Here is a 15,739-nt window from a genome sequence, read left to right as displayed (position 1 = left end):
GCTGGAACCAAGCGATGCTCGATCTGACTTTCCCGCTGCGCTGGCGTGTCGCACTCGTCGCGCCGGCGCTCGCGGTGTTCGCCGCATTCTGGCTGCTGCCGATGGCGGCGCTCGTGCACGTGTCCGCCGACGGCGCGTTCTTCACGCAGTACGCGACGCTGCTCGGCAACGCGCGCTACATGAAGAGCCTCGGCGAAACGGTGGCGTTGTCGGCCGGCGTCACGCTCGCGACGCTCGCGCTGTCGACGATCTCGGGCCTGCTGCTCGCGCGCCGCGACTTCGCGGGCAAGCGCGTGCTGCTCGCACTGCTCACGTTTCCGCTTGCGTTCCCGGGCGTCGTGGTCGGCTTCATGGTGATCATGCTGGCCGGGCGTCAAGGGCTGATCGGCATGCTGTCCGCGAAGCTGACCGGCGACAAGTGGGTGTTCGCGTATTCGGTTGCCGGGCTGTTCGTCGGCTACCTGTACTTCTCGATTCCGCGCGTGATCGTCACCGTGATCGCGGCCGCGTCGAAGCTCGATGCGTCGCTCGAGGAGGCCGCGCGCTCGCTCGGCGCGTCGCCGTGGCGCATCTTCGTCGACATCGTGCTGCCGGCGCTCGCACCGGGCCTGATCGCGGCCGGCGCGATCTGCTTCGCGACCGCGATGGGCGCATTCGGCACCGCGTTTACGCTCGCCACCGACCTGAACGTGCTGCCGATGACGATCTACACCGAGTTCACACTGAACGCGAACATCGCGACGGCGGCCGGCCTGTCGATCGTGCTCGGCATCGTCACGTGGGCCGTGCTCGCGCTCGCGCGCCGGTTCACCGGCCATACCGCCGCCGCCGCGGCCTGAGGATTCCTTCATGCAATCGCTTTCCCGTTCGTCCGCGCCGTCGCCGGCGCCCGCTCCGTCGCATGCGAACGGCGTCGCACGACGCGCGCCGCGCGTCACGGGCGCGCGCGCGATCGCCGCGCTGCAATGGAGCGTCACGCTGCTGCTGTGCGCGTTCCTGATCGTGCCCGTCGTGATGTCGGTGCTCGCGGGCCTCACCGTCAACTATTTCCGCGGGCTGTCGAGCGGCCTCACGCTGCGCTGGCTCGAACAGGTGTGGCAGCAATACCAGGGCTCGGTCGCGCTGTCGCTCGGCGTCGCGTTCGCGACGCTCGCGATCGTGCTCGCCGTCGGCGTGCCGGCCGGCTATGCGCTCGCGCGCAGCAAGAGCCGCGTCGCCCGCATGATCGAGGAAGCGCTCGTGCTGCCGGTCGCGCTGCCGGGCCTCGCGTCGGCGCTCGCGCTGCTGGTCGTGTACGGCGGCTTCACCGCGTTCCGGATGAGCCTGTGGTTCATCGTCGCCGGCCACGTCGTGTTCACGCTGCCGTTCATGGTGCGCGCGGTCGCGGCCGTCGCGGCGGGTGCCGACCTGCGCACGCTTGAGGAAGGCGCGGCGAGCCTCGGCGCGTCGTTCGTCACGCGCTTCGTGACGATCGTGCTGCCGAACCTGCGCCCCGGCATCGTCGCGGGCGCGCTCGCGGTGCTCGCGCTGTCGATTGGCGAATTCAACCTGACGTGGATGCTGCATACGCCCGACACGAAGACACTGCCCGTCGGACTCGCCGATACCTATGCGTCGCTGCGTCTCGAAGTCGGCAGCGCCTACACGATCGTGTTCCTGCTGATGACGCTGCCGCTCCTCGTCGCGATGCAGTGGCTCGGCGTCGATCCGTCCGGCACGCGCGCGCTCAAGCGCCGCCCGCGCTGACCCTGTGCTGACTTTACCGATCCCATGAAACTCGATTCCACGCCCATCACCCTGACCCGCTGCGCGAAGACGTTCCGCGGCACACGCGTGCTCGAACCGCTCGACCTCTCGATCGGCGCGGGCGAGACGCTCGTGCTGCTTGGCCCGTCGGGCTGCGGCAAGACGACGACGCTGCGCCTGATCGCCGGCCTCGACACGCCGGACGCCGGCGGCACGATCGCATTCGGCGGCGACGACGTGACGCCGCTTCCGATCGAACGCCGCCAGGTCGGCATGGTGTTCCAGAACTACGCGCTGTTTCCGAACCTGACGGTGCGCGGCAACGTCGGCTATGGACTGAAGATCCGCAAGACCGAGCCGCGCGCGCTGCGCGAACGCGTCGACGAATTGCTCGCGATGATGCGGCTCGACGCGCACGCGGACAAACCGGTCGATCAGCTGTCGGGCGGCCAGCGCCAGCGTGTCGCGCTGGCGCGCGCGCTCGCGGTGCGCCCGCGCGTGCTGCTGCTCGACGAACCGCTGACCGCGCTCGACGCGAAGCTGCGCGACGTGCTGCGCCGCGAGATGAATGCGCTGTTGCGCGAGCTCGGCGTGACGACCGTGTACGTGACGCACGACCAGGCCGAGGCGATGGAGCTCGGGGACCGGATCGTCGTGATGGGCGCGGGCCGGATCGAACAGATCGGCACGCCGCGCGACATCTACTACCGGCCGGCGAACCGCACGGTCGCGCAGTTCATCGGCACGCTGAACCGGCTTGCGGGACAATGGCGCGATGGCGCGCTCGTGACGACGGGTGGCGCGATCGTCACGCCGCACGCCGCCGACGAGTGGTTCTTCCGCCCGGAAGACGCGCAGCTCGCCGATCCCGCGCATGCGCCGCTGCGCGGTGCGATCGGCGCGTGCGCGTTCCTCGGCGAGCGCACGCGGCTCACCATCGAGCAGGCGGCGCCCGACGCGCTCGTCATCGACGTGCCGGGCCGCATCGAGCTCGCCCGTGGCACGGCGGTGGGCATCGCGATCGCGGCGGAAGGCCTGATCGCGCTCGCCGCATAACCGCGCCCCACGATAACCCGACATTCCGAGGAACGACGATGCTGCTTGCTCAAATCAGCGATCTCCACATCAAGCGTCCGGGCCAGCTCGCGTACCGGCGCGTCGACACGGCCGCCGCGCTCGCGCGCTGCATCGCGAAGCTGAACGCGCTGGTGCCGCGCCCCGACGCGGTGCTCGTCACGGGCGACCTGACCGATTTCGGCCACGACGACGAATACCGCCATCTGCGCGACCTGCTCGCGCCGCTCGAGATTCCGTATTACCTGATGGTCGGCAATCACGACGATCGCGCGGGGCTGCGCCGCGCGTTCGCCGATCGCCCCGAATTGCAGGACGGCGAGTTCGTGCAATACGCGCTCGACGTCGGCGCGGTGCGCGTGCTCGCGCTCGACTCGCAGGTGCCCGGCGCGAGCCACGGCGACCTGTGCGACGCGCGGCTCGCGTGGCTCGCCGCTCAGCTCGACGCCGCGCGCGACCGGCCGGTGATCGTCGCGCTGCATCATCCGCCGTTCGTGTCCGGAATCGGGCACATGGACGCGCTGCGCCTCGCGCCCGCCGCCGCCGCGAAGCTCGATGCGCTGCTGCGCGGCTATCCGAACGTCGAACGCGTGCTGTGCGGCCACGTGCACCGGACGATGTTCACGCGCTTCGGCGGCACGCTCGCGTCGGCCGTGCCGGCGCCCGCGCACCAGGTTGCGTTCGACCTGCGCGCGGACGGGCCGTCGGCGTTCCGGCTCGAGCCGCCCGCATTCGCGGTGCACGTCCATACGCCGCAGATGGGGATGACGTCCCATCACGTGTACGTGGACGAAGGCGACGGGCCTTATCCGTTCTATGAACCGAGCGGGGAACTGGTCGACTGACGACGCGCATCGCGAACGAATGACGGGCGGCGGCCCGTCGGCGCTCGCTGCGGCCGGGCGGTGCCGGTAGCGGCCGGTCGAGCGCCCGCTCACGCCGGCCGCTTGACCGCTTGGTCGCTTGGCCGCTTGGCCGCTTGGCCGCTTGGCCGCTTGACCGCTTGACCGCTTGACCGCTTGACCGCTTGGTCGCTTGGTCGCTTGGTCGCTTGGTCGCTTGGTCGCTTGGTCGCTTGGTCGCTTGGTCGCTTGGTCGCTTGGTCGCTTGGCCGCCTGGCCGCCTGGCCGCTTGGCCGCTTGGCCGCTTGGCCACGTGGCTGCCCTCCCGGCATGATTCCCGGTGCTCCGGTATGATCGGCACGCTCGATTGGCGCCCCGCCGCCCGCGCATCCGACGCCGCGCCGCGCGCCACGCCGTCCCACTCCGACCCGTTGCCGCCATGTCCGCCGCCTCCACCGACCGTCCGACCGACGCCGCCTCGCCCCACTACTCGCGCAGCCTGCTGTTGCTGCTCGCGACGATCGCGGGCGTGTCGGTCGCGAACATCTACTACAACCAGCCGCTGCTAGACAGCTTCCGCTCGGCCTTTCCCGACAGCGCGTCGTGGATCGGCGCGGTGCCGACCGCGACCCAGCTCGGCTATGCGGCCGGCATGTTCCTGCTCGCACCGCTCGGCGACCGTTTCGATCGCCGCGGGCTGATCCTGCTGCAGATCGCGGGCCTGTCGATCGCGCTGATCGTGGCCGCGGCCGCGCCGTCGCTGGCGGTGCTCGCCGCGGCGAGCCTTGCGATCGGCGTGCTCGCGACGATCGCGCAGCAGGCCGTGCCGTTCGCGGCCGAGATCGCGCCGCCCGCCGAGCGCGGCCATGCGGTCGGCACCGTGATGAGCGGCCTGCTGCTGGGCATCCTGCTGGCGCGCACGGCGGCCGGCTTCGTCGCCGAATATTTCGGCTGGCGGGCGGTATTCGGTGTGTCGGTCGCGGCGCTCGCCGCACTGGCCGCGGTGATCGTGCTGCGACTGCCGCGCAGTTCGCCGACGTCGACGCTGTCGTACGGCAAGCTGCTCGGCTCGATGTGGCATCTGGCGGTCGAACTGCGCGGGCTGCGCGAGGCGTCGCTGACGGGCGCCGCGCTGTTCGCCGCGTTCAGCGCGTTCTGGCCGGTGCTCACGCTGCTGCTCGCCGGCGCGCCGTTCCATCTCGGCCCGCAGGCCGCCGGGCTGTTCGGGATCGTCGGCGCGGCCGGTGCGCTGGCCGCGCCTTACGCGGGCCGTTTCGCCGACAAGCGCGGCCCGCGCGCGATCATCTCGCTCGCGATCGCGCTGCTCGCGGCGTCGTTCGTGATTTTTGCGCTGTCGGGGACGAGCCTCGTCGGGCTCGTGATCGGCGTGATCGTGCTGGATGTCGGCGTGCAGGCCGCGCAAATCTCGAACCAGTCGCGCATCTACGCGCTGAAGCCCGACGCGCGCAGCCGCGTGAACACCGTGTACATGGTGTGCTACTTCATCGGCGGCGCGCTCGGCTCGTCGGTCGGCGTCGCCGCGTGGCATGCATTCGGCTGGATCGGCATGTGCGCGGCCGGCCTGCTGTTTACCGCGCTCGCCGCCTGGTTCCACCATCGCGGCGCGCAACGCGGCTGACCTGCGCCGCGCGCGGCGGCGTCACGCGCGGGCGCGCGACTCGGCCGGTTCGTCTGCGGGTGGCGGCGTGAATGCCTGAGCAGGGTCCATGACCGCGGCCGGGTCCACGACGGCGGCCGGGGTCGGCACCGCAAGCGGTATCGCGGAAGGCGTGAGGATCGGCGCCGGATCCGGCACCGCGGCCTGATCCGGTGCAGGTGCCGGTGCAGGCGCCGCCGCCGAGCCGGTCGCCACGGCCGGCGAAACGTCGGCCGCCGCGCGCGCCGCGGGACGGCGCGCGGGATCGAACAGGAACGACAGCCCGACGCTGCCGAGAATCGCGACCGTCGCGATCACGGTGGCCATCGTCACGGGCTCGCCGAGCATCAGCGCGCCGAGCGCGACCGCGACGATCGGGTTCACGTACATGCAGCTGCTCGCGATGATCGGGCTCGTGTGGCGAATCAGGTAGCCGTACGCGACGTACGCCGCCATCGTGCAGAACACCATCAGGTACAGGAACGCGAACACCGGCGCCGCCGTGACCTGCTCGATGCGCTCGCCGAGCAGCCACGCGGCCAGCGTGGACATCAGCCCGCCGAGACCGATCTGCAGCGACGTCGACAGGAACAGGTCCGACGGCAGCTTGAGCCGCGTCGACAGATGCGCGCCGCCCGCCCAGAACAGCGCGCCGGCCAGCACGCAGATCGTGCCGAGCGCCGAGTTCGCGGCAGCTGCGCCGCCCGAATTCAGCACGACGATGCCGACCATCCCGAGCGCGACGGCCGACCACTCGCCCTTCGTCACCGGACGCCCGGCCACCGCCGCGATCACGGTCGCGAACAGCGGAACCGTGGCGACCATCACCGCGGCCGAGCCGCTGCTGACCGTGCGCATCCCGAGCGCGATCGTGCCGGACGACAGCGCGACCAGCATCGTGCCGACGATCGCCGAGTTGCGGATTTCCAGCAGCGTCGGCCATTCGGGCTTGCGCCGCAGCGCGAAGATGAACAGGCCGATCCCGCCGAGCAGGTTGCGCAGCCCCGACAGCAGCAGCGGCGGGAACGACTGCAGCGCGAAATGCAGGCCGCTGTAGGTCGAACCCCAGACGAAATAGATGAATACCAGCGCCAGTGCGACACGGCCGCCGCGGCTTTGCGGCAGGCGGATCCGGAACGGCAGGCGGGCGAGGAAATCGAGGAGGCGGTCGAGCGGTGTCATCGGTCAGCCTGCCTGCACGACGTGCCGCGCGCTGCGCTGAAAGACACCGGAGAAACCGGCAAACGGCCCTGACGGGACCGGGAAGGCGCAGACAAACGTGCGGAACGACATGGCGGTGCGAACGGCGACGAATAAGAACCGGCGAGCGGCGGCAGAGGGTCACGAAAACGTGCGTGAACGGCTTCGTCCACGCAATGCTCGGCATTATGGCATCACGGATTCGAAAGCATCGTCGGACCCGTCTGAAAGGATATCGACTGACGTTTCGGCGCGACATTTTCGGGCCGCCGCTCACGGTGGACCCGGGGCCGGATACGCGCTGTACGGGCGTCGCGAGCGCCGTGCTCGAACCCTTCCCCCGCGCCACGTTCGATACCTCGGCCTGATGGCCAGTCATGCGCTGCAGGTGTCGCTTCGCGCTTATCGTGACGATCGGCCTGCCGTCGGGCCGCCGACATTCCGTTCATTCGATTCGCACACCACCCATACAAAATTTTGTATAATCCAACCATTCTTCCGCCGAAGCCGGTTGTCTTCGTCGGCGGCGCGCTTGACGCGCTGCGCGGCTTTCCGCTGCCCGCGCGCCGCGAAGCCGGTCACCAGATCGACCAGGTGCAGCGCGGTCTGGCGCCCGACGACTGGAAACCGATGCGCACCGTCGGCCCCGGCGTGCGGGAAATTCGCCTGCGCGATGCGAGCGGCGCATTCCGGATCATCTACGTCGCGACATTCGCCGACGCGATCTACGTGCTGCACTGCTTCCGCAAGCAATCGGCGCGCACCTGCCAGGCCGATATCGAACTGGCCACCCGGCGCTATCGCGCGCTGACGATCGAGAGGAAACGATGAGCAACGAACGCTATACGAATGTCTGGGATGCAATCGAGGGCCAGCCGGCCGAGGCCGAGAACATGAAGCTGCGCTCCGAACTGATGATCGCGCTCAAGCAGCGCATCGCGCAGCTGGAACTCAGCCAGGCGCAGGCCGCGAAACAACTGGGCGTCACGCAGCCGCGCGTGTCCGACCTGCTGCGCGGCAAGATCAACCTGTTCGGGCTCGACGCGCTCGTGAACATGGCGTCGGCCGTCGGCCTGCGCGTCGATCTGCAGGTGCGCCAATCGGCGTAACGCATCGGCAAGCCCCGCCGCTCACGATCCGCCAAACCAGTTGTACCCCTGGTCGACCCAGTAGCCGCCCGGGAACGTATCGGTCACGAAGATCTCCATGATGTGCTTCGGATTCTTGTAGCCGAGCTTGGTCGGCATCCGCAGCTTCATCGGAAAGCCGAATTCCGGCGGCAGGCGCTGGCCGTCGTAGTCGAATGTGAGCAGCGTCTGCGGGTGCAGCGCGGTCGGCATGTCGATGCTTTCGTAGTAATCGTCCGCGCATTTGAAGCCGACGTATTTCGCGTGCGTATCGGCGCCCGCGCGCGCCAGAAACGCGCCGAACGGCGTGCCGCCCCAGCGCCCGATCGCGCTCCACCCTTCCACGCAGATGTGCCGCGTGATCTGCTCCGCGTGCGGCAGCGCATACAGCTCGTCGAGCGTCCACACGCGCTTGCCCGTCACGCGGCCCGACAGCATCAGCCGGTACGTCGCCGCGTCGACGTGCGGCACCTCGTCGATGCCGTAGTACGCGTTGAACGGGAAGGGCCGCGTAATGTCGGCTTCGGTATAGGTCGGCGCGAGCCGCTCGCCACTGAAGATCCACGCCTGCACGCGATCGTTCAGCCGCGATACCCGCTCGAGAAACGTGTTGACCGACGCGTCGTCGTGCAGCGAACAGCCGGTCAGCATCGTCAGGCCGCCGAGCGTCAGGATGCGGCGGTTGAAAAGCCGCCGCGACGGCATGTCGAGCGTGCGGCGTACGTCGAGTTCGAGCGACTTGCGGTCGAGCGTCCAGCGCGAACCGTCGCGCGTGCTTTCGGATTCCGACATGATGATCCCCTTTGCCCGCACGGTGCGGGTCAACGTCCGCGCAGCATCGCGAGCAGCGAGCGCGGCACGCGCAACGCCATCGCGACGTGCACGACGACGAATGCGACCAGTAGCGACATCGCCCAGAAATGCACGACGCGCGCCATGTCGTAGCCGCCGAACAGCTCGCGCAGCAGCGGAAACTGCACGGACTTCCAGATGGTGAGCCCTGACAGCACCAGCACGACGAGGTCGACGATCGCGGTCAGGTACGCGGTGCGCTGCACCGCGTTGTAGACGCCGAGGTCGTCATGCGACAGCCGTCCGCGCAGTGCGGCACGCAGGTCGCGCCAAACGGACGCCGGCGTGACCGGCAGCAGCATGCGCGCGAAGCGCCCGGTCGTGATCGACATCGCGAGGTAGAACAATCCGTTGGCGACGAGCAGCCACATCGCCGCGAAATGCCACTGCAGCGCGCCGCCCAGCCAGCCGCCGAGCGTGATGCCGTGAGGAAACGTGAACGGCGGATAGATCGGCGACGCGTCGTAGATGCGCCAGCCGGACAACACCATCAGGATCGCCGCGAGCGCGTTGAGCCAGTGGCTCACGCGCACCCACACCGGATGGATCGGGCGCGCGGGCGGTGACGCCGCGTCGCGACCTGTGGCGGGAACGGTTTGCATGATGAAACCTCCGGAGATGCGGGAATGATGCACACGCCCTCATACGGCGCGGCGGGCGATGCAATGCACGCACCGCCTGCCGCGCCCGCCGGCGTCAGTTCGACGGCGCCATCTTGTCGCTCGGCGTCGTCTTGCCCATTGCGTCGTGGCCCATCGCGTCCTTCTTCATCGCATGCTTCTTCATGGTGCCCTTCTTCATCGCGCCGTCCTTCGCCATCGCGTCGTGGCCCATCGCGTCCTTCGACATCGACGTGCCGTCTTTCGACATCGCATCGTTCTGCGCATGCGCGCTCACGGCAACCATCGCGAAAGCGGCGACACAGGCAGCCAGCAGTCCATTTTTCATGACATCTCTCCGGTACATGGGTTTAAGGAGCCGAATAGACGCAGCATGAGCCTGGAAATGACAGCCGTTTGAATATTTTTTTTGGTCGGCGTTTCCGGCAGGAATCGAATGGCCGCGATGCCGCACCGCTTCGCCGCGGCGGCCGTGCTGGCGGCCCCGCCGCCGGCCGCGCGCGCGGCCCGCGATGCTGCGGTCGCACCCTCGCCTAAGTTCCGCCCCCGGTTGAAACCGCCGCGAAGCCGGTGTATCGTGTGCCCTTGCTAACGCGGGGGTCCTGCAATGCGTTCGGTCAAACAAACCGGCATTGCGGGTGAGAAATACCCTTTGAACCTGATCTGGATAATGCCAGCGCAGGGAAGCGTACGGATTTCGCCGCCTTCCTTCTGACGAAATCCGCCGCCTCACCAAACCTCGTCTCCTGCTTAGCTCGAGCCCCACATACGTCAAGGGCTCCGGGCAAGCGCCGTAGCGCGTGTCCGGCGCTCACACAGGAGATTGCATGAACGCCAATCCGAAGTTTCTGTCCGCCGACGCCCACGTCGATGCCGCTGCCGTCGCGCCGCTGCCCAATTCGCGAAAGGTTTATGTAACCGGCTCGCAGCCCGACATCCGCGTGCCGATGCGTGAAATCACGCAGGCCGACACGCCGACCGGCTTCGGCGGCGAAAAGAATCCGCCGATCTACGTGTACGACACGTCGGGCCCGTACACCGATCCGGACGCGAAGATCGACATCCGCGCGGGCCTGCCCGCGCTGCGCCAGGGCTGGATCGAAGCGCGCGGCGACACCGAGGTGCTCGACGGCCTGTCGAGCCAGTATGGCCTCGAGCGCGCGGCCGACCCGGCCACCGCCGACCTGCGTTTCCCGGGCCTGCACCGCAACCCGCGCCGCGCGCAGCCGGGCAAGAACGTCACGCAGATGCACTACGCGCGTCAGGGCATCATCACGCCGGAAATGGAATACATCGCGATCCGCGAGAACCAGCGCCGCGCCGAGTACATCGAGAGCCTGAAGTCGAGCGGCCCGAACGGCGCGAAGCTCGCCGCGATGATGGGCCGCCAGCACCCGGGCCAGGCGTTCGGCGCCGCGGCCTTCGGCGCGAACGCACTCGCCGAGATCACCCCCGAGTTCGTGCGCGACGAAGTCGCGCGCGGCCGCGCGATCATTCCCGCGAACATCAACCACCCGGAATCCGAGCCGATGATCATCGGCCGCAACTTCCTCGTGAAGATCAACGCGAACATCGGCAACTCGGCCGTTACGTCGTCGATCGGCGAGGAAGTCGACAAGATGACGTGGGCGATCCGCTGGGGCGGCGACACCGTGATGGACCTGTCGACCGGCAAGCACATCCATGAAACGCGCGAGTGGATCATCCGCAACAGCCCGGTGCCGATCGGCACGGTGCCGATCTACCAGGCGCTCGAAAAGGTCAACGGCAAGGCCGAGGATCTCACCTGGGAAATCTTCCGCGACACGCTGATCGAGCAGGCCGAGCAAGGCGTCGACTACTTCACGATCCATGCGGGCGTGCGGCTGCAGTACGTGCCGCTCACCGCGAACCGGATGACGGGCATCGTGTCGCGCGGCGGCTCGATCATGGCGAAGTGGTGCCTCGCGCATCACAAGGAAAGCTTCCTGTACGAACACTTCGAAGATATCTGCGAGATCATGAAGGCGTACGACGTGAGCTTCTCGCTCGGCGACGGCCTGCGTCCCGGCTCGATCTACGACGCGAACGACGAAGCGCAGCTCGGCGAACTGAAGACGCTCGGCGAGCTCACGCAGATCGCGTGGAAGCACGACGTGCAGGTGATGATCGAAGGCCCCGGCCACGTGCCGATGCAGCTGATCAAGGAGAACATGGATCTCCAGCTCGACTGGTGCAAGGAAGCGCCGTTCTACACGCTCGGGCCGCTGACCACCGACATCGCACCGGGCTACGACCACATCACGTCCGGCATCGGCGCCGCGATGATCGGCTGGTTCGGCACCGCGATGCTGTGCTACGTGACGCCGAAGGAACACCTCGGACTGCCGAACAAGGACGACGTGAAGGAAGGCATCATCACGTACAAGCTCGCCGCGCACGCCGCCGACCTCGCCAAGGGTCACCCCGGCGCGCAGGTGCGCGACAACGCGCTGTCGAAGGCGCGTTTCGAGTTCCGCTGGGAAGACCAGTTCAACATCGGCCTCGATCCGGACAAGGCGCGCGAGTTCCACGACGAGACGCTGCCGAAGGACTCGGCGAAGGTCGCCCACTTCTGCTCGATGTGCGGCCCGCACTTCTGCTCGATGAAGATCACGCAGGACGTGCGCGAGTTCGCCGCGCAGCAGGGCGTGTCGGAAACCGAGGCGCTGAAGAAGGGGATGGAAGTCAAGGCGGTCGAGTTCGTGAAGACCGGCGCCGAGATCTATCACCGTCAGTAAGCGCGCATAGCGATCCGCACGGATCGCCTCGTGACGCCCTGCAGGAAGCCCGCTTTCGAGCGGGCTTTTTTGCGCCCGCATCACGCATGCCTGCTCAGGCGCGGGAAACAATTGATTACGAAACCGTACCAGGCTTAACAAGTCCTTACAGCAGCGTGGGGGTACGGCGCGTAGATTGGGGTCATGCGCGACCCGGGGGTCGCGCGACTTCCGCCCACTACCACAAGGACAACGATCATGAACTCGATTCGGCGTTTTGGGGTATACGCGCTCCTGGTCGCGACGGTGGCCAGCCTGTCGGCCTGCGATTCGATGTCACGGCGCCAGCGCGATACGGCAATCGGTGCGGGTGTCGGCGGCGTAGCCGGCGCGGCGATCGGCGGCAATGCACTGTCGACGCTCGGCGGCGCGGCAGCCGGCGGCCTGATCGGCAACCAGGTCGGCAAGTAAGCCGGCCCCACGCGTGCCGCGCGACGCGCGGCACGTTCCAGTTTTGACCAGACGGCGTTTCCGCATTGCGGAAGCGCCGTTTTCGCATCCGGCGCAGCCGACGCGCGGAAATGATCCGTTACCGTTTTGCGCACCGCGTCATCGTCGTGCGGCCTAAGCTTTAAGCATCCGCCGATTGCCGGCTACGCCGGAGAAACATCATGAACAGGACCCTCGTCGCCGCGGCGCTCGCGTGCGCGACACTCGCCGGTTGTTACTACCCTTACGGCTACTATCCGTCCGGCTATTACGCAGCGGCGCCGGTACAGACCGCGCCGGTGTATGTCGAGCCCGGCCCCGCGTACTACTATCCGGCCCCCGCGTATGCGCCGGCATGGGGCGGCTATTGGGGCCCCGCGCTGTCACTGAACTTCGGTTTCGGCGGACGCGGCGGCCATCGCCATCACTGAGCCACCGAGCCGGCCATCCGGCCGGCTCGCGGCGGCAGCGAGCGGAGTTCCCGTTTCTTGTCGTTTCATCCGATCGTGAAACGACGGCGTGGTAGCGCGGTGTAAGATTTAGCGCATCCCTTCCCCACGCCCGCCCCCCTCGATGTCGCCCAAGAACGCCTTTCTGCTGACCGTACTCGCCGCCCTGTGGGGCGCGTCGTTCCTGTTCATCCGGATCGGCGTCGCCGAATTCGGCGTCGCGCCGCTGATGGCGTTGCGCGTCGGCATCGGCGCGCTGTTCCTGACGGGCCTCGCGCTGACGCGTTTCAAGCCCGCCGACCTCGCCGCGCGGCTGCGCCGGCATGCGTGGCCATTGTTCGTCGTGGGCCTGCTGAACTCGGGCGCGCCGTTCTGCCTGTTCGCCTATGCCGAACTGACGCTGTCGGCCGGCGTGACCTCGGTGATCAACGCGACCACGCCGCTGTGGGGCGCGCTCGTCGCCTACGTATGGCTGAAGGACAAGCTGTCGCTGCCGCGCGCACTCGGCCTCGTGATCGGCTTTGCCGGCGTGCTCACGCTCGTCTGGGATCAGATCGCGAACGCGCACGGCAGCACCGGCGCCAGCGCGACCGCGCTGGCTGCCGTCGCCGCGCTCGGCGCGACGTTGCTGTACGGCATCGCGGCCAACTATACGAAGCGCAAGCTCAGCGGCGTCGATCCGCTCGTCAACGCGACCGGCAGCATGATCGGCTCGACCGTGCTGCTGCTGCCGTTTGCAATCGCGACCTGGCCTGCGGCGGCGGTCAGTGCACATGCATGGGGCGCGGTGCTCGCGCTCGGCATCGCGTGCACGGGCATCGCGTATTTCATCTTCTTCTACCTGATCGCGCATGTCGGCCCTGCCCGCGCGATTACCGTGACGTTCGTGATCCCGGTGTTCGGGCTGCTGTGGGGCGCATTGTTCCTCAGTGAACACGTATCGGTCGTGATGCTCGAGGGCTGCGCGATCGTGCTCGTCGGCACCGCGCTTGCGACCGGCGTGATCAAGCGGATTCCCGGGGTCCGCCCGCGGGGGGAGGAAGCTGCGTGAGCGGCCTGAGCTGACTGTGCGGCCGGAGCGGACTACGTGGACTGAGCTGCCTGAGCTGCCTGAGTGGTGTGAACGGTGTGAGCGTGTGAGCGGACTGAGCAGCCTGAGCGGACTGAACGGCGGTGAGCGTGGCGGCCGGCGCCCCACCGGTTCTCTGTTTCGCGTGACGCGCCCGTTGTCAGTTCTCGGTCTTCTTCGAGCACCGCGCGCCCACCGATACGCGCCGAAGCACGGCGTCTTTCGCCCGACGCCGATGACCTCGCGCGGTGCGTAGCCTTCCGGCCCCACCGTTTTCGGAATCCCGCCGCATTCTTCGCACGCAATGCATGCGGGCCACGTTGCGCTGTCGCCGCGGCTCGACCGGCGCCCTCGCGGGGTGCATGTTTCCGGCCGGACAACCCCGCCCCCGTGCTGTGTAGCGTTTGCGTCTGGAGTAACCCTGATACGCGCGCCGCGCCATTCCCGTTACACTCGGGACACTCATCCGCAGAAGGCGGTCACGATGCGCCACGTTCTTTCGCGTCCACCTGCGCGTGCGACGGCTTCGGCGTGGCGGCACGACACGGCCCCCCGGAGCGCGCCAGCGCACCACTGACATGAAGGCCTCCCGCGAGCTCTCGCTCGAATCCCTGCTCGAACGCCTGACGCCGACGCCCAGCGGCTGGATCGCCACGTATCGCGAGACGACGCTGCGCAGCGTGTTCCAACCCGTGCTGTCGATCACGCACAAACGCGTGGTCGGCTACGAAGCGCTGCTGCGCGTGGTGGACGCGAACGGCACGCTGGTGTCGCCGGTCGCACTGTTCGACAAGACGCGCGCGGCCGCCGACGCGTTGCTGCTCGACCGGCTCGCGCGCTGCCTGCATACGGCCAACTTCGTCGCGCAAGGCATCGGCGACGGCTGGCTGTTCCTGAACGTGACGCCGCGCGTGCTCGATTCGGGCCTCGTGCAGCGCGAATTCGTCGAGGCGCTGTGCCGGCATTTCGCACTCCCGCCGAACCGCATCGTGCTGGAAGTCGTCGAGCAGCCGTCGCGCGACGAAGCCGCGCTCGCCCGCACGATCGACATGATCCAGCATCGCGACTTCCTGATCGCGATCGACGATTTCGGCACCGGATTCTCGAATTTCGACCGCGTGTGGCGCGCACGGCCGGATATCGTCAAGCTCGACCGCTCGCTCGTCGAACGTGCGACCGGCTCGGGCGAGGATCGCCGCATCATGCATCACCTGGTATCGATGCTCCACCAGGCCGGCGCAATGGTGCTCGCCGAGGGTGTCGAAAACGACGACGCACTGCAGGCGCTGATGGACGCCGATATCGATTTCGTCCAGGGCTTTCAGTTCGGCCAGCCCGATGGATCGATCGCACATGCGAGCGCCGCGGCGCCCGCGATGCTCGATGCCGCGTGGCAGCGTTTCATCGCGCAGCGGCATACGCCGGGGAGCGCCGAGCAGCCGGGCTTCGACGCGATCGAGCGGCTCGTGCTCGCCGGCGCAGCCGCGTTTTCCGCGAGCGGCGACCTGAACGACGCCGCCCAGCGCGTCTTCACGGTGCCGGCCGCGCGCCGCGTGTTCGTCACGGACGAGATCGGCGAACAGTTCCTGCCGTCGATCGGCGCGCCCCCCGAGGACGGCCAGGCGGGCGGCACCCGGCTCTCGCCGCTGTTTCCGGAAACGCACAGCAACTGGTCGCGACGCCCGTACTTCCAGCGCGCAATCGCTGCGCCGGGACGCGTCGCGTTGATGGGCCCGCACTTCTCGCTGACCGAAGGCCGCGACTGCTATACCGCGGCGGTCGCGATTCGCGCGCAAAGCCGCCTCGTCGTGTTCTGCGTCGACTTCGTGCTGGACAGCGCGGGCACCGTGATGCGGTAGCGCGCTCGGCGGCCCGG

Annotated in this window: 17 protein-coding genes and 1 riboswitch; of the genes, 13 read left to right on the top strand and 4 right to left on the bottom strand. The window is 68.3% G+C overall.

Features of this window, described 5'->3' with window-relative positions; all coding sequences use genetic code 11:
* The first annotated feature begins 14 nt into the window (after positions 1–14).
* The 5 genes from ABIC50_RS03335 (at position 15) to ABIC50_RS03315 (ending at position 5,301) form a co-directional block, all read left to right on the top strand.
* The gene (locus tag ABIC50_RS03335; protein WP_126227462.1) at positions 15–839 is read left to right on the top strand and encodes an ABC transporter permease; all 825 of its coding nucleotides are present in this window, start codon (positions 15–17) and stop codon (positions 837–839) included.
* A 10-nt stretch (positions 840–849) separates the two neighbouring features.
* Complete coding sequence (locus tag ABIC50_RS03330; RefSeq protein WP_354161542.1) at positions 850–1,746, top strand: ABC transporter permease; 897 nt, start codon at positions 850–852, stop codon at positions 1,744–1,746.
* 24 nt (positions 1,747–1,770) lie between these two features.
* On the top strand, positions 1,771–2,802 hold the full coding sequence (locus ABIC50_RS03325; RefSeq protein ID WP_228907229.1) for an ABC transporter ATP-binding protein: 1,032 nt from the start codon (positions 1,771–1,773) through the stop codon (positions 2,800–2,802).
* Between the two features lie 38 nt (positions 2,803–2,840).
* Positions 2,841–3,665 (top strand): phosphodiesterase, encoded by an 825-nt coding sequence (locus ABIC50_RS03320; RefSeq protein ID WP_354161540.1) that lies wholly within the window; start codon positions 2,841–2,843, stop codon positions 3,663–3,665.
* Between the two features lie 436 nt (positions 3,666–4,101).
* Entirely contained in the window at positions 4,102–5,301 is a 1,200-nt protein-coding gene (locus ABIC50_RS03315; RefSeq protein WP_354161538.1) for an MFS transporter, read from the top strand.
* A 21-nt stretch (positions 5,302–5,322) separates the two neighbouring features.
* Here the strand turns inward: ABIC50_RS03315 and ABIC50_RS03310 are convergent, their stop codons facing one another.
* On the bottom strand, positions 5,323–6,501 hold the full coding sequence (locus tag ABIC50_RS03310; protein ID WP_354161535.1) for an EamA family transporter: 1,179 nt from the start codon (positions 6,499–6,501) through the stop codon (positions 5,323–5,325).
* Positions 6,502–6,674: 173 nt separating this feature from the next.
* Here ABIC50_RS03310 and ABIC50_RS03305 point away from each other — a divergent pair, with 173 nt between their 5' ends.
* The 3 genes from ABIC50_RS03305 to ABIC50_RS03295 all read left to right on the top strand — a co-directional run bounded on the left by ABIC50_RS03305 (position 6,675) and on the right by ABIC50_RS03295 (position 7,628).
* A complete protein-coding gene (locus tag ABIC50_RS03305) occupies positions 6,675–6,887 on the top strand; it encodes a hypothetical protein (RefSeq protein ID WP_354161532.1) in 213 nt (70 codons plus the stop codon).
* A 109-nt stretch (positions 6,888–6,996) separates the two neighbouring features.
* Positions 6,997–7,350 (top strand): type II toxin-antitoxin system RelE/ParE family toxin, encoded by a 354-nt coding sequence (locus tag ABIC50_RS03300; RefSeq protein WP_011656443.1) that lies wholly within the window; start codon positions 6,997–6,999, stop codon positions 7,348–7,350.
* Positions 7,347–7,628, top strand: coding sequence for a helix-turn-helix domain-containing protein (locus ABIC50_RS03295; protein WP_011656442.1), 282 nt, complete (start codon positions 7,347–7,349; stop codon positions 7,626–7,628). The genes ABIC50_RS03300 and ABIC50_RS03295 overlap by 4 nt, the downstream gene beginning before the upstream one ends.
* Positions 7,629–7,649: 21 nt before the next feature.
* Here the strand turns inward: ABIC50_RS03295 and ABIC50_RS03290 are convergent, their stop codons facing one another.
* The 3 genes from ABIC50_RS03290 to ABIC50_RS03280 all read right to left on the bottom strand — a co-directional run bounded on the left by ABIC50_RS03290 (position 7,650) and on the right by ABIC50_RS03280 (position 9,446).
* Positions 7,650–8,438, bottom strand: coding sequence for a molybdopterin-dependent oxidoreductase (locus tag ABIC50_RS03290; RefSeq protein WP_126227454.1), 789 nt, complete (start codon positions 8,436–8,438; stop codon positions 7,650–7,652).
* A 29-nt stretch (positions 8,439–8,467) separates the two neighbouring features.
* Positions 8,468–9,100: a cytochrome b/b6 domain-containing protein gene (locus ABIC50_RS03285; protein ID WP_105833796.1), complete on the bottom strand. Its 633-nt coding sequence runs from the start codon at positions 9,098–9,100 to the stop codon at positions 8,468–8,470.
* A 94-nt stretch (positions 9,101–9,194) separates the two neighbouring features.
* Positions 9,195–9,446 (bottom strand): pentapeptide MXKDX repeat protein, encoded by a 252-nt coding sequence (locus ABIC50_RS03280; protein WP_012363482.1) that lies wholly within the window; start codon positions 9,444–9,446, stop codon positions 9,195–9,197.
* Between the two features lie 257 nt (positions 9,447–9,703).
* A riboswitch (TPP riboswitch) is annotated at positions 9,704–9,821 on the top strand.
* 124 nt (positions 9,822–9,945) lie between these two features.
* Between ABIC50_RS03280 and thiC the strand changes: the two genes are divergently transcribed.
* The 5 genes from thiC (at position 9,946) to ABIC50_RS03255 (ending at position 15,722) form a co-directional block, all read left to right on the top strand.
* Positions 9,946–11,877: a phosphomethylpyrimidine synthase ThiC gene (gene thiC / locus ABIC50_RS03275; RefSeq protein ID WP_354161530.1), complete on the top strand. Its 1,932-nt coding sequence runs from the start codon at positions 9,946–9,948 to the stop codon at positions 11,875–11,877.
* A 237-nt stretch (positions 11,878–12,114) separates the two neighbouring features.
* Positions 12,115–12,327, top strand: coding sequence for a YMGG-like glycine zipper-containing protein (locus ABIC50_RS03270; RefSeq protein WP_006759245.1), 213 nt, complete (start codon positions 12,115–12,117; stop codon positions 12,325–12,327).
* A 200-nt stretch (positions 12,328–12,527) separates the two neighbouring features.
* Positions 12,528–12,776, top strand: a complete 249-nt coding sequence (locus ABIC50_RS03265; RefSeq protein ID WP_011656438.1) for a hypothetical protein — start codon at positions 12,528–12,530, stop codon at positions 12,774–12,776.
* Between the two features lie 142 nt (positions 12,777–12,918).
* Complete coding sequence (locus tag ABIC50_RS03260; protein WP_011656437.1) at positions 12,919–13,845, top strand: DMT family transporter; 927 nt, start codon at positions 12,919–12,921, stop codon at positions 13,843–13,845.
* Positions 13,846–14,441: 596 nt separating this feature from the next.
* The gene (locus ABIC50_RS03255; protein ID WP_175655995.1) at positions 14,442–15,722 is read left to right on the top strand and encodes an EAL domain-containing protein; all 1,281 of its coding nucleotides are present in this window, start codon (positions 14,442–14,444) and stop codon (positions 15,720–15,722) included.
* Positions 15,723–15,739: the final 17 nt, after the last annotated feature.

Origin of the sequence: Burkholderia sp. 567, assembly GCF_040545115.1 — a bacterium.
GTDB classification, from domain to species: domain Bacteria; phylum Pseudomonadota; class Gammaproteobacteria; order Burkholderiales; family Burkholderiaceae; genus Burkholderia; species Burkholderia ambifaria.
The sequence above is the reverse complement of the archived record's forward strand: the minus strand, read 5'-3'. Positions and strand labels throughout refer to the sequence as shown.